13 protein-coding genes are annotated in these 12,720 nt (G+C 60.3%); 3 read left to right on the top strand and 10 right to left on the bottom strand.

Going from position 1 to position 12,720, the window contains the following annotated elements:
- The 3 genes from F3H58_RS08875 to F3H58_RS08865 form a co-directional block, all read left to right on the top strand.
- A partial coding sequence (locus tag F3H58_RS08875; protein WP_080857880.1) for a carbohydrate ABC transporter permease occupies nt 1–873 on the top strand: 873 nt, incomplete at its 5' end.
- 12 nt (nt 874–885) lie between these two features.
- On the top strand, nt 886–1,710 hold the full coding sequence (locus F3H58_RS08870) for a carbohydrate ABC transporter permease (protein WP_003525171.1): 825 nt from the start codon (nt 886–888) through the stop codon (nt 1,708–1,710).
- A gap of 12 nt (nt 1,711–1,722) precedes the next feature.
- Nucleotides 1,723–2,727, top strand: coding sequence for an ABC transporter ATP-binding protein (locus F3H58_RS08865; RefSeq protein ID WP_149741931.1), 1,005 nt, complete (start codon nt 1,723–1,725; stop codon nt 2,725–2,727).
- 3 nt (nt 2,728–2,730) lie between these two features.
- Here F3H58_RS08865 and F3H58_RS08860 read toward each other — a convergent pair whose 3' ends face one another.
- The 10 genes from F3H58_RS08860 to aztA all read right to left on the bottom strand — a co-directional run bounded on the left by F3H58_RS08860 (nt 2,731) and on the right by aztA (nt 12,470).
- Complete coding sequence (locus F3H58_RS08860) at nt 2,731–3,807, bottom strand: ABC transporter ATP-binding protein (RefSeq protein ID WP_149741930.1); 1,077 nt, start codon at nt 3,805–3,807, stop codon at nt 2,731–2,733.
- Between the two features lie 4 nt (nt 3,808–3,811).
- A complete protein-coding gene (locus F3H58_RS08855) occupies nt 3,812–4,642 on the bottom strand; it encodes a carbohydrate ABC transporter permease (protein WP_149741929.1) in 831 nt (276 codons plus the stop codon).
- A 3-nt stretch (nt 4,643–4,645) separates the two neighbouring features.
- Entirely contained in the window at nt 4,646–5,590 is a 945-nt protein-coding gene (locus F3H58_RS08850) for a carbohydrate ABC transporter permease (protein WP_149741928.1), read from the bottom strand.
- A 151-nt stretch (nt 5,591–5,741) separates the two neighbouring features.
- The gene (locus F3H58_RS08845) at nt 5,742–7,001 is read right to left on the bottom strand and encodes an ABC transporter substrate-binding protein (RefSeq protein ID WP_149741927.1); all 1,260 of its coding nucleotides are present in this window, start codon (nt 6,999–7,001) and stop codon (nt 5,742–5,744) included.
- 38 nt (nt 7,002–7,039) lie between these two features.
- The gene (locus F3H58_RS08840) at nt 7,040–8,212 is read right to left on the bottom strand and encodes a PLP-dependent transferase (protein ID WP_149741926.1); all 1,173 of its coding nucleotides are present in this window, start codon (nt 8,210–8,212) and stop codon (nt 7,040–7,042) included.
- Nucleotides 8,209–8,901 (bottom strand): FadR/GntR family transcriptional regulator, encoded by a 693-nt coding sequence (locus F3H58_RS08835; protein WP_003525094.1) that lies wholly within the window; start codon nt 8,899–8,901, stop codon nt 8,209–8,211. Before F3H58_RS08835 ends, F3H58_RS08840 begins: the two co-directional genes overlap by 4 nt.
- 229 nt (nt 8,902–9,130) lie before the next feature.
- On the bottom strand, nt 9,131–9,604 hold the full coding sequence (locus F3H58_RS08830) for a ribonuclease H family protein (protein WP_149741925.1): 474 nt from the start codon (nt 9,602–9,604) through the stop codon (nt 9,131–9,133).
- 125 nt (nt 9,605–9,729) lie between these two features.
- Nucleotides 9,730–10,755 (bottom strand): zinc ABC transporter substrate-binding protein AztC, encoded by a 1,026-nt coding sequence (gene aztC, locus F3H58_RS08825; protein ID WP_149741924.1) that lies wholly within the window; start codon nt 10,753–10,755, stop codon nt 9,730–9,732.
- 28 nt (nt 10,756–10,783) lie between these two features.
- Nucleotides 10,784–11,650, bottom strand: a complete 867-nt coding sequence (aztB, locus tag F3H58_RS08820) for a zinc ABC transporter permease AztB (RefSeq protein WP_149741923.1) — start codon at nt 11,648–11,650, stop codon at nt 10,784–10,786.
- The gene (aztA, locus tag F3H58_RS08815; RefSeq protein WP_149741922.1) at nt 11,643–12,470 is read right to left on the bottom strand and encodes a zinc ABC transporter ATP-binding protein AztA; all 828 of its coding nucleotides are present in this window, start codon (nt 12,468–12,470) and stop codon (nt 11,643–11,645) included. The genes aztB and aztA overlap by 8 nt, the downstream gene beginning before the upstream one ends.
- Between the last annotated feature and the right edge of the window lie 250 nt (nt 12,471–12,720).

Genomic DNA, 12,720 nt, shown 5'->3' with positions numbered 1-12,720 from the left:
ATGGCAACCCGAAACACAAGCGGATTAGCGCGGGTCATGCTTGCGCCATCGGTGCTGCTGCTTCTGGTGTGGATGATCGTGCCTCTGGCGATGACGCTCTGGTTCTCGTTCCAGAACTACAATCTCCTCAACCCGGCCAATGTCAGCTTCGCTGGTCTGTTCAATTACCAGTATTTCTATACCGACCCGGCCTTCTTCCAGTCGATCTGGAACACGCTGTTGATCGTCGGCGGTGTGCTGCTCATCACGGTGGTTGGCGGCATCGCCATTGCGCTTCTGCTCGACAATGACATTTTCGGCCAGGGCATCGTGCGCATCATGATCATCTCGCCCTTCTTCGTCATGCCGCCGGTGGCTGCTTTGGTGTGGAAGAACATGATCATGCATCCCGGTTACGGCGTGCTTGCCGATCTGTCGCGCTTCTTCGGTTTCCAGCCGGTCGACTGGTTCGCGCAGTTTCCGCTCTTGTCCATCATCATCATCGTCGCCTGGCAATGGCTGCCCTTTGCAACACTGATCCTCTTGACCGCGCTGCAGTCGCTCGATGGCGAACAGAAGGAAGCCGCCGAGATGGATGGCGCCAACTTCGTCAACCGCTTCATCTATCTGACGTTGCCGCATCTTTCCCGCGCCATCACCGTCGTCATTCTGATCCAGACGATCTTCCTGCTTGGCGTCTACGCGGAAATCCTCGTCACCACCAATGGCGGCCCAGGCTACGCTTCCACCAACCTTGCCTTCCTCATCTATCGCACCGCACTTCTGGGCTATGACGTCGGCGGGGCTTCGGCCGGCGGTATCATCGCCGTCATCCTCGCCAATATCGTCGCCATCTTCCTGATGCGCGCCGTCGGCAAGAACCTCGACCGGTAAGGGGGAAACATCATGGCCCGCAAGACAACCACTCGCGCAAAGATCGGCTTTTCCATCGCGGCCTGGGCCGTGGCGCTGCTGCTGTTCTTCCCGATCCTCTATGCCTTCCTCACCTCGATCAAGACCGAGCCGGAGGCCATCGCCGGCTTCAGCCTCATTCCGTCCGGCACGCTCGAGAATTACGTGACGGTCCAGACCCAGCGCGATTACTTCAAGCCCTTCATGAACTCGGTGGTGCTGTCGCTCGGCTCGACGATCATTGCGCTGATCATCGCCATTCCCGCCGCCTGGGCCATGGCGTTCTCGCCGACCAAGCGCACCAAGGACATTTTGATGTGGATGCTCTCCACCAAGATGATGCCGGCCGTCGCCGTGCTGGTGCCGATCTACCTGATCTTCCGCAATGCCGGCCTGCTCGATACCCGCATCGGGCTCACCATCATGCTCACCTTCATCAACCTGCCGATCGTCATCTGGATGCTCTACACCTACTTCCGGGAAATCCCCGGCGAGATTCTGGAAGCCGCCCGCATGGATGGCGCATCCTTGTGGAACGAGATCGTGCATGTGCTGACGCCGATGGCGGTTCCGGGCATTGCCTCGACGCTGCTCCTCAACGTCATCCTCGCCTGGAACGAATCCTTCTGGACCATCCGGCTGACGACCACCAATGCCGCCCCGCTGACGGCCTTCATCGCCTCCTTCTCAAGTCCGCAGGGGCTGTTCTGGGCAAAACTCTCGGCCGCCTCGATGATGGCGATCGCCCCCATTCTCGTCATCGGCTGGTTCTCGCAGAAACAACTCGTGCGTGGCCTGACCTTCGGCGCCGTGAAATAAGGAACGACAAACATGGGCAGCATTTCCCTTCAGAACGTGTCCAAGCTCTTCGGTGAGGCGAAAGTCATCCCGTCGATCGATCTCGATATCCATGACGGCGAATTCGTCGTCTTCGTCGGCCCCTCCGGCTGCGGCAAGTCCACGCTGCTGCGCCTGATTGCCGGGCTGGAAGATGTTTCCGGCGGCAAGATCGTCATCGACGGCAAGGATGTGACCGAGCGCGCGCCCGCCGAGCGCGGCCTTGCCATGGTGTTCCAGTCCTATGCGCTTTATCCGCATATGAGTGTGAGAAACAACATCGCCTTTCCGCTGAAGATGGCCAAGCTCGACAAGGCGATCATCGATAAAAAGGTCGAAGACGCCGCAAGGGTGCTGAACCTTACCGATTATCTCGAGCGCCGGCCCTCGCAGCTGTCGGGCGGCCAGCGCCAGCGTGTCGCCATCGGCCGCGCCATCGTGCGCGAACCCTCCGCCTTCCTGTTCGACGAGCCGCTTTCCAACCTCGATGCGGCGCTGCGCGGCACCATGCGGTTGGAAATCTCAGAACTGCACAATACGCTGAAGACGACGATGATCTACGTCACCCACGACCAGGTGGAGGCGATGACCATGGCCGACAAGATCGTCGTCCTCAACCGCGGCAATATCGAGCAGGTCGGCTCGCCGATGGAGCTTTACCGCTCCCCCGCCAACCTCTTCGTCGCCGGCTTCATCGGCTCGCCGCGCATGAACCTGGTGACCGGTGACTTCGCCCGCCAAAAGGGCGCGACCACCGCCGGCGTGCGGCCGGAGCATCTGGTGCTGTCGAAGGAAAGCGGGCTGTGGCAGGGCAAGGTCACCGTCGCCGAACATCTCGGATCGGATACCTTCCTGCATCTCGAGGTGAACGGCATCGGGCCGATTACTGCCCGCACCGATGGCGAGTTCGAATGCAAACACGGCGATACCGTCTTCATCACGCCGGATGACACCAAGATCCACAGGTTCGATGAAAAGGGTAAGGCGATATCGGCCTGAGCCTCACGCCTCCCCAATTCTGACGCCATTCCTGTCGAAGACATGCAGCCTTTCCTGCGGGAAACCGACCCGCAGGGATTTACCCGGCTGCAACAATGCCCGGTCCGATGAAAACAGCTTGAACGGCAATCCATGCACGGTGAGGTGCAGGATGACGCCGAGGCCGGTCGGCTCGACCAGATCGACGGTTGCCTCCACACCGCCTTCAACCGGCGCTACGGTCACATGTTCCGGGCGGATGCCGAGCGTGACCGGTTCGCCATCGGCAAGCTTCACTTCCCGACCAAGCGCCAGACGCGTGCCGTCACCCAGCACGACGAAACTGCCGCCATTCTCCTGCACGAGTCTTCCTTCGAGGAAATTCATGCCGGGCGATCCGATGAAACCGGCGACGAAGAGATTGGCGGGACGGTCATAGAGATCGAGCGGCGCGCCGATCTGCTGCACATGGCCGGCATTCATGGCGACGATCCGTGAGGCAAGCGTCATAGCCTCGATCTGGTCGTGGGTGACGTAAACCGAGGTGGCACCAAGATCGGCATGCATGCGCTTGATTTCGGCACGCATCTGCTCGCGCAGCCGGGCATCGAGGTTGGAAAGCGGCTCATCGAACAGGAAGGCCTTTGGCTGGCGCACGATGGCGCGGCCCATGGCGACGCGCTGACGCTGGCCGCCGGAGAGCGCCTTCGGGCGGCGGGCGAGATAGGGATCGAGGCCGAGTTTTGCCGAAGCACCGGCCACCGCCGCCGCGATGGTTTCCTTCGGGCTGCGACGCAGGCGCAGGCTATAGCTCATATTGTCGGCGACGCTCATGTGCGGATAGAGCGCATAGGACTGGAAGACCATGGCGATGTCGCGATCCTTTGGCCGGCGATCATTGACGCGTTCGCCGTCGATGGACAGGTCGCCGGATGTTATCTCTTCAAGTCCCGCGATCATGCGCAGCAACGTCGATTTTCCGCAGCCGGAGGGACCGACGAGCACGATGAACTCGCCATCCCTGATATCAAGATCGACGCCATGCAGGACGGCGAGGTCGCCATAGGTTTTGCCGACATTCTTCAGCTCGATGGAAGCCATGGGATTATCCTTTCACCGCGCCGGCCGTCAGGCCCTGCACGAGATAACGTTGAATGAGCAGGAAGAAGAGGCAGGCCGGGATGAGAGCCAGGACGCCCGCCGCCATCATCTGCCCGAAATCGACGGAGAATTTCGAAACGAAGGTCAGAAGGCCGACCGGGAAAGTGGCGCTCTGGTTTCCGGAAATCAGCATCAGCGCAAACAGCAGCTCGCTCCACGCGGCGGTGAAGACGAAGCCGAGCGTCGCGGCGATGCCCGGAAGCGTCAGCGGCAGGATGATCTGGCGGAAGGCCGTAAACCGGCTTGCCCCGTCAATCATCGCCGCTTCTTCCAGATCTTTCGGAATGCCGTCAAAGAAGGATTGCATCAGGAAGGTGGCGAAGGGCACGTTAAAGGCGGTATAAACGATGACGAGGCCCGTCAGGCTATTGGTGAGGCCGAGCGGCGAAAGCATCTTGAAGATCGGCGCGACCAGCATGACCAGCGGAAACATCTGGGTGATCAGCATGAGCGCCACGATCCAGTATTTGCCCTTGAAACGGAAACGCGAAAGCGCGTAACCCGAGAGCGAGGAGAGTATCGTGACGGCAATCGCCGTGGAGCCCGCGACGATGACGCTGTTCTTAAAAAACGTCGGGAAAGCACTGTTTTCTATGACGAAACGATAATGATCCCATGTCGCGCGCGATGGCCACATCCTGACACCTTCGCTGTAAAGCAGGTCATTCGGCGTGACGGAAACCTTCAGCAGCCAGAAGAGTGGGAACAGTGCGAAGGCGATGTAGGCGAGGGTCGCGAGACGATGGGCAAGGGTGAGAAAAATCCTTGATGTCATCGGTCAGTCCTTCTCGATCAGGCGCTGGCGCAGCAGCACGATCAGCATGGAATAGGCAAGCAGCAGCACCAGCAGCACCAGCGCAATCGCCGAGGCGTAACCGAAGTCCAGCCGCTTGAAGGCCTGCGTGAAGATGTAGCTAGCAACAATCTGCGTGCGGTCGGCCGGTCCGCCATTGGTCATGACGATGATGAGATCGGCGAAATTGGCGATCCAGACGGTGCGCAGCAGGATGGTGATGGCGATGGTGGGCGCCAGAAACGGCAGGGTGATGGAGGTGAAGCGCTGCAACGGGTTTGCCCCGTCAATTTCCGCAGCCTCGTAGAGATCGCGCGGGATCGCCTGAAGGGCGGCAAGAAGGGTTATGGCGAAGAAGGGAATGCCCCACCAGACATTGGCGATGATCGGCCCCCACATCGCAAGCTGCGGATCGGCGAGGATATTGTTGGGCGCGGATAACAGCCCGAGCGAGACCATCCAATGCGGCAGCGGCCCGATGACCGGATTGAACAGCCACGCCCAGTTGAGACCGGCAAGGAAGGTGGGCACGGCCCATGGCAGGAATACCAGCGCCTGCGCCAGCCCCCTGCCCGCAAAGGGTTTATCGAGCAGCAGCGCCAGAATAAGGCCGAAGAAAAATTGCAGGAAAACCGAAGCGCCGGTCCACCACAGCGTGTTTTTCAGCGCCCGGTAAAAGGCCGCATCCTGCGACAACGTCTCCAGATGTTTCAGGCCAACGAAACCGCCCGAAAACGGATTGAGCAGTTGCACATCACGGAAAGCATAGGAAAGGCCGAGCACCAGCGGCACCAGCATGACGGCGACGATGAGCACCAGCACGGGCGCGCTGTAAAGCCACGGTTCGGCCCAATCGGCAAACCGCCGCATCGCAGGCTTGCCAGCCGGTTTGCGCGCAGCCACCGGCCCGGCGCCATGGGCATAGGACATTATATCGCTCCCTGATCGGACGACGAAACGGACGGGTTTTCCAGCCTCTCGGCTTGCCGATCCGAAAAATTGCAAGAAAAAGGCCTGTCGCAGCGAAGGCCGGCAAGACCCGCCGCACGGGCATTTGCGCCCGCACGGCCGGTCAATGTCGTTACTTCGAGGCGAGGAACTTCTGCTGCGCCTTGGTCATGTAATCAGCCCATTGCTTGGCGAGGTCTTCCGGCGTGATGTCGCCGAGAAGCGCTTCCTGCGAGGTCTTGATCACGAGCGAGTCCTTGAAGAAGGCGAATTCCTCAAGATAGGTCGGCATCGTCGTCGGCACGGCGTTCTTGTCGGCCAACTCGTCGAACCAGCCCTTGAACTGCTCGCTGGCATAGAAAGGGTCCTTCTCCGCCGACTTGTGCACCGGCAGCGCGCCGGTCTTCTTGTTCCACTCGATATTGCCTTCCGGCCCTTCAAGCGTCTCGATCAGCTTCCAGGAAAGGTCCTTGTTTTCCGATTTCGACATCATCGACCAGCCGGCGAAACCAATCGTCGGGAAGGTCTTGCCGTCAGGTCCCTTCGGCATGGTCATGACGCCGAAATCTTCCGGCTTCATACGCTGGGCAATGGCGATAAGGGCATCCGGGTCCTGATCGAGGAAAGCGCAGGTGCCGGAATAGAAGCCGGCAACGATTTCGTTGAAGCCCCAGTTGACGCTGTCCTTCGGCGCCAGTCCGTTCTTGTAGAGATCGATCACATAGGTCAAGCCCTTCACCCAGCCGGGGCTGTCGAAGGTGGAGGTGCCGTCCTTGGTGAAGAACTCGTTCGAACCTGCCATGGAAGCGCCGAACATCACCCAGCCGTTGAGGCCGCCGGGGCCGCCGCGCAGGCAATAGCCATATTTGCCGGGAAGGGCCGCGACCTTCTTCGAGGCATCGGCGAATTCGTCGAGCGTCTTCGGCGGCTCCTTCACGCCTGCCTGTTCCAGCAGCTTCTTGTTGTAGAACATAGCGCGCAGGTAAAAGCCGTAGGGCAGCATATAGGCCGTGTTCTTCACGTCGCGGCCGAGTTCAAGCGTACGGTCGCTGAGGCCCGCGGTGTGTTCCCACTTCGCGAGATAGGGCTCAAGGCTTTCGAGCATGCCGTTATTGGCATAGAGCGACAGCCAGGTATCAGGCATTTCCATCACATCGGGAATATCGCCCGCGGAGACCATGGTGGCGAATTTCTGGAAAGCCTCGCTCCATGGAAGCGAGACGATTTCCACCTTGGTGCCGGGATTGGCCGCTTCGAATTTCGAAACGATGCCTTTCAGCGTTTCGGTGCGTTCCGGGCTAGTGATGACTTCCACCAGCTTCAAGGTCGTGTCCGCCAGCGCCGTTCCGGTCATCAGGGCGGTGAAGATTGCTGCTGTTACCAGTTTTTTCATGTCGTTCTCCCCTTTTTTGTCGTCAGTTTAAAAATGCGTCAGGCGGCGGTAGCCGCCTTGATCGCGGGTTCGAGATCGTTCCAGAGCGCTTCCGTGCCCTCCAGCCCGACATGCAGACGCACGGACCGCGCGCTGATGCCGAAAGTGTGGGCGGAGTTTGGCTGCGCCTTCTGTTCAAGCACCACTTCGCCGGGGACGATGAGGCTTTCATGCCCGCCCCAGGAAACACCCAGTTTGAAAAGCTTCAGCCGATCGGCAAAAGCGCGCACATCCACGCCTTCCTTGAAGATGAAGGAAAACAGGCCCGACGTGCCGTTGAGACCCGGCGGCAGGCGGTTCGCCAGCCCCGGATGGCAGACGGTTTCCACGACGTCGAGCGCGTGAAGACGCGTTGCGATATCCAAAGCCGAGGCCTGATGCGCCTTCATGCGCAGCGGCAGGGTGCGAAGCCCGCGAATGAGCAGCCAGGCATCAAAAGGCGACATCTTGCCGCCGAGATAGGGATAGGCTTCCGCCCGAATGCGGTCGATCATGGCCTTCGAACCGGCAACCACGCCGGAGACCACGTCGCTGTGGCCGCCGAGATATTTCGATGCCGAATGCACGACGAGATCGACGCCCAGCGAAATCGGCTGCTGGAAGACCGGGCTTGCCCAGGAATTATCGATGACGGTCACGGCGCCATGCCGCTTACCGATGGCGGCGAGCGCGCCGACATCATGGGCTTCCATCACCCAGCTCGTTGGGCTTTCCATGTAGAACAGCTTTGCGCCCGGCATCGCCTTTTCAACCGCCGCCTCATCGCGACCATCGACATAGGTCACCTCGATATTCATGCGCTTCATGAAGGTGCCGAACAGCCGAAAAGCATCGGGATAAACGTGGCGCACCGCGACGATCCGGTCACCGGGCGACACGAAGGAAAGCACGGTGGATGAGATCGCCGACATGCCGCTTGCAAAACCCAGCGCGTCTTCCGCCCCTTCCAATTTTGCCAGCATCTCTTCGAACAGTCGAACGGTAGGGTTCAGTCCGCGCGTATAGACCGGCCGCACCTTCTCGCCGCGATAGGTGGAGACCATTTCGTCGTAGCTGGAGAAAGTGAACAGCGACGTCTGCACGATGGGCGGCACGACGGCCTCGAAGGCGTGGGCTTCGTCATGGGCGACGATCAGGGAGGCGGGATCGAAGAGATCGTTGCCATGGTTCATTTCGACATGTCCTTGATATCTTCCTCGACGACAGCGAGGATTTTCAGTGTTTCTTCCCGCGCCGTTTCCGCGTCTCCTGCGGCGATCGCGTTGAACAGGGTGCGATGAAAGGGAAAGGAGCGGCTGGCGAAATCCGGCCGGTCAAAGGGTTTCGACCAGAAGCGTTCAAAACCCTCGCGCATCTGCTCCAATAGCTGCTTGAACAGCGAATTATGCGTGGCGTCATAGATAGAGAGGTGAAAGGCGAGGTCCGCCTTGCCAGAGGTTCCCTCGGCCAGATGCACCCGCTCCATCTCATCGAGCCGCGCTTCCATGGTGGCGATATCCTCGGGCGTGCGACGGCGCGCGGCGGCCATGGAGGCCTCGACCTCGATGCCGCGCCGTACCTCCAGCGTCATCAGCAGCGCATCGCGCAGGCTTTCGGCATCGATGGAAATCGGCATATGCACGGTGGCAGCGGAAATCGGCTTCAGCAGATAATTGCCGCTGCCCTTGCGGCTATCGATAACGCCGAGCGCCTGAAACTTGCGAATGACTTCACGGATTGTGGACCGCCCCACACCCAGCGCCGCCATTAGTTCCCGCTCGGCCGGCAGCCGGTCTCCCGCCTTCAGCCCCGCCCGCTCCACATAGTCGGAAAGCGCGGCCTCGACCTGACGCACGCGGTCGCTCGGCGGAATCGGCTGCATGAGTTCCCGGCTGGACCTGTCCAAGACGCATCCTCTAAATTGGTCTGACATCTTACCATTTCAAACGGGACGTCGATTGTCAACCGGCAAGCGGCCGTGCGTGCACACCATTCGGTTGGAGTCCCGAAAGAGTACCGGCGCGACCGCTCGATACGGAAAAAGGTTGAGACGGGAGATGGCTGAAGTGAAGAGGTTAAAGCGCCGAATCACGGCGACTGACGGCCACCCGCTAAATCGCCGTCGCGCGGGCCACTCCCCGCGCCAAAGCATCGGCATGCTCGTTGCCGACAGTGCCGGAATGCCCTTTGCACCATTCTATAACCACATGGGGATGCAGCTCCAGCAGGCTGTCGAGCTGCTGCCAGATGTCCCTGTCGTGGATCGGCCTTCGACGGGTGCGCTGATTGGGCGTGATCCGCTTCCAGCCGTTGTTGCGCCAGATCGCCCTGTATCGGCGGCAGCCTTCGATAACATGAACGGCATCCGTCCAGAGCGTGACAGCCCGTGTTGGCGCCTCGGCGGCGATCCAGGATAGTGCGTTGAGAACGGCGAGGACCTCGAACGTATTGTTCGATGTGCCGACAGTCCTGCCTGAAGCGGAATGGACTTGGTGGCCCGCTTCATGAACCACGAACGCCCATCCTCCGGAGCTGGAAGCATCGTCGAAGGAGCCGTCGGTGAAGATGTGAAGCGCATCGGACATGAGGAGGCTTTGTAGCACCAATATGGAAATCGCTAAAGGAAGAGTTCCAGGGCCATGGCATAAACACAAAAGCAGAGAGGGCGGCACAAGCCACCCTCCCCGAACTCACAGCGCTATGGTCGAACTTACTGGCCGAGCACAGCCGCCGTTATCGTCTCTATATTGTGGTTGATCATGTCGATATAGGTTGCAGCCGGGCCGTCGGCAGTCGAAAGCGCGTCGGAATAGAGCGTGCCGCCAACCTTCAGGCCGGTTTCGCTGGCAATCTGGTCGATCAGCCGCTTGTCGGTGATGTTTTCGACGAAGATCGCCGAGGCCTTGTCGTGCTTCACCTGATCCACCAGCTTGGCGACATCGGCGGCTGAGGCTTCGGATTCCGTCGATACGCCTTCAGGCGCGAGGAAATTCAGGCCATAGGCATGCTCGAAATAACCGAAGGCGTCATGCGAGGTGATGATGACGCGCTTTTCCGGCGGGATGGCGGCGATATCGGTCTTCACCTTCTCGTTCAGAGCGGCAAGCTTGGCGATATAGGCGTCCGAATTGGCGGTGTAGGTGGCGCAACCGGCCTTGTCGACCTCGCAAAAGGCGCCGGCAATGTTCTTTACGTAAATTTCGGCGTTCTTGATCGACTGCCAGGCATGCGGGTCGAACTCGCCGTGATGGTGATGTCCCTCATGGCCGTGGTCGTGATCATGGGCCTCTGCGGTCTCATGGCTGTGGCCGGCTTCCTCTGCCTTGTGGTCGTGACCTTCCTCTTCCTTGGCCTCCGGATGGGCGTGACCGGCCGGCTCTTCGGAAAGCTTGAGCGGCTCCACACCCTTGGTCAGCTCTACCACCGGCGCCTTGGTGCCGCTGGTGTCGATCAACCGCTTCAGGAAGCCTTCGAATTCCAGACCGTTGACCAGCACCACATCCGCCTTGCTGACGGCGACGGCATCGGCCGGGCGGGGTTCATAGACATGGGCGTCGCCATCCGGCCCGACGAGCGTGGTGATTTCGACGCGGTCGCCGCCGACGTTTTTCGCGAAATCGGCGATGATCGAGAAACTGGCAACGACCTTGAGTTCGGCGGCGGAGGCCTGCGCCATCAGAACCGGGGAGAGGGAAAGAAGGCTGGCGCAGGTGGCCAGACGGAAGGTTTTGAACATGAAGGTTCTCCTTTTTCGAACGCTGTTTTCAGGCCGTCCTGTGACGGCCGGAACCGAGAAGATCGCTGAGCACGCCGCGCGTGCCGATGAGGGTGGAGAGCGCATAGATGACGCCCGCGGAAAGGATGATCGCCGGGCCGGATGGCAGCGACGCGTGATAGGACAAAAGCAGACCGGCAAAGCAGGACACCATGCCGATGCCGATGGAAATGAAGCACATGGGTGCGACACGGTTGGACCAGAAACGGCTGGCGGCTGCGGGCAGCATCATCAGCCCGACCGAAAGCAGCGTTCCGAGCGCCTGAAAGCCGCCGACCAGATTGAGCACGACGATGGCAAGGAAGAGGAAATGCACCGGGCTGCCCCAGTTGCTGACCGAGCGCAGGAACAGGGGATCGAGGCATTCCGCCAGCAGCGCCCGCCAGAAAGTGATCATCACCACCAACGTCACGATGCAGATGCCGCCGATCAGGCCGAGCGCCTCATTGTTCAGCGCCAGCACCGTGCCGAAAAGCACATGCATGAGATCGACGCTGGAACCGCGCCACGAGACGAGCAGCACGCCGAGCGCCAGCGAGATGAGATAAAAGGCGGCAAGCGACGCATCTTCCTTTTGGATCGTGAAGCGTGACACAGCACCGGCACCCAGCGCGACCAGGAGGCCGACGGCCAGCCCGCCGATGGTCATGGGCAGGATTTCCAGCCCGTAGAACAGAAACCCGACCGCCGCTCCCGGCAGGATGGCGTGGGACATGGCGTCGCCCGTCAGGCTCATGCGGCGCAGCATCAGAAACACACCGACGGGGCCGCAGCTGATGGCAAGGATCAGTGCACCGGCAAGCGCGCGCTGCATGAAGACATATTGGACGAAGGGTTGGATGAAGATATCAGCCATGGACATTCGAATTCGCGTGGGAGTGGGCATGGGAATGGGCGGATGCCGCCTGCGGACTTGCCCCGACGATCTGCGGCGAAGGCGCCTCGGCCGGCTCGCACCAGGGAGCATTTTCCTCCCACGCCTCGTGGAAATGCCGCGCCTGCCGGATGTTCTCCGCCTTCAGAACTTCTGCTGTAGGACCAAGGCCGACAAGCTTTCGGGCAAGGAACAGGGTCTCTGGAAAATGCTGCCGCACGAGCTGGAAGTCATGAAGGACGGCCAGAACCGTGCGTCCCTCCACCACCCATGATTTGATGAGGACCATAAGGTCGGAAACAGTGCGCTCGTCGACGGCATTGAAGGGCTCGTCAAGCAGGATCAGCTGCGCATCCTGCAACATGGCGCGGGCAAACAGGGCGCGCTGCATCTGCCCGCCGGAAAGCGAGTCGATATTGCGCTTTTCAAAACCGGAAAGCCCGACCGCCTCCATCACGCGGCCCATCGCCGCCCGGTCTTCGGGACGGTGGCGACCAAGCAAGCCGCGTTTCGGCCAGAGACCAAGCGCCACCAGATCCCGCACCTGCGCCGGGAAAGAGCGGTCGAGTTCCGATTGCTGCGGCAGATAAGCGACGGACGTATCTGGGCTTACCCGGCATTCGCCGCCGAGCGGCTTCAAAATGCCGGCAATGCCTTTCATCAGCGTCGATTTTCCCGAGCCATTGGCGCCGACCACCGCAGTGAGCGAGCCTTTGGCGATATCGCCATTCAGATGATGCACGGCCGCGCGGCCGGCATATCCAAGCGTCAGGTTTTTGAAGGCGAGGCACGGATCGCTCATCGATCCCTCCGGGGCAGGATGTCATTCGATGGCCTTTGATATGTAATGTTATTACATTCGTCAAACGAATATGTAATGAAATAACATTAACTATCGGAAAGATACGTTGCGCTTCGCATAAGCCGCAGCTCCGCATTGCGGGGACGCTTTTTTCTGTCGCCCGTTGACAGGCGGCCAGCATGTAATGTTATTACGTTACAAAACAAGGACGGGGCAGCACTGAACCCGTCATTTCCAGATCGTGCGCGTG

This window comes from Rhizobium sp. NFACC06-2, assembly GCF_900101425.1.
Classification (GTDB): domain Bacteria; phylum Pseudomonadota; class Alphaproteobacteria; order Rhizobiales; family Rhizobiaceae; genus Agrobacterium; species Agrobacterium leguminum.
The sequence above is the reverse complement of the archived record's forward strand: the minus strand, read 5'-3'. Positions and strand labels throughout refer to the sequence as shown.

Coding starts and splice junctions, on each gene's coding strand:
- F3H58_RS08870 (WP_003525171.1), top strand. CDS start 886: ATGGCCCGCAAGACAACCACTCGCGCAAAGATCGGCTTTTCCATCGCG.
- F3H58_RS08865 (WP_149741931.1), top strand. CDS start 1,723: ATGGGCAGCATTTCCCTTCAGAACGTGTCCAAGCTCTTCGGTGAGGCG.
- F3H58_RS08860 (WP_149741930.1), bottom strand. CDS start 3,807: ATGGCTTCCATCGAGCTGAAGAATGTCGGCAAAACCTATGGCGACCTC.
- F3H58_RS08855 (WP_149741929.1), bottom strand. CDS start 4,642: ATGACATCAAGGATTTTTCTCACCCTTGCCCATCGTCTCGCGACCCTC.
- F3H58_RS08850 (WP_149741928.1), bottom strand. CDS start 5,590: ATGTCCTATGCCCATGGCGCCGGGCCGGTGGCTGCGCGCAAACCGGCT.
- F3H58_RS08845 (WP_149741927.1), bottom strand. CDS start 7,001: ATGAAAAAACTGGTAACAGCAGCAATCTTCACCGCCCTGATGACCGGA.
- F3H58_RS08840 (WP_149741926.1), bottom strand. CDS start 8,212: ATGAACCATGGCAACGATCTCTTCGATCCCGCCTCCCTGATCGTCGCC.
- F3H58_RS08835 (WP_003525094.1), bottom strand. CDS start 8,901: ATGCAGCCGATTCCGCCGAGCGACCGCGTGCGTCAGGTCGAGGCCGCG.
- F3H58_RS08830 (WP_149741925.1), bottom strand. CDS start 9,604: ATGTCCGATGCGCTTCACATCTTCACCGACGGCTCCTTCGACGATGCT.
- aztC (WP_149741924.1), bottom strand. CDS start 10,755: ATGTTCAAAACCTTCCGTCTGGCCACCTGCGCCAGCCTTCTTTCCCTC.
- aztB (WP_149741923.1), bottom strand. CDS start 11,650: ATGGCTGATATCTTCATCCAACCCTTCGTCCAATATGTCTTCATGCAG.
- aztA (WP_149741922.1), bottom strand. CDS start 12,470: ATGAGCGATCCGTGCCTCGCCTTCAAAAACCTGACGCTTGGATATGCC.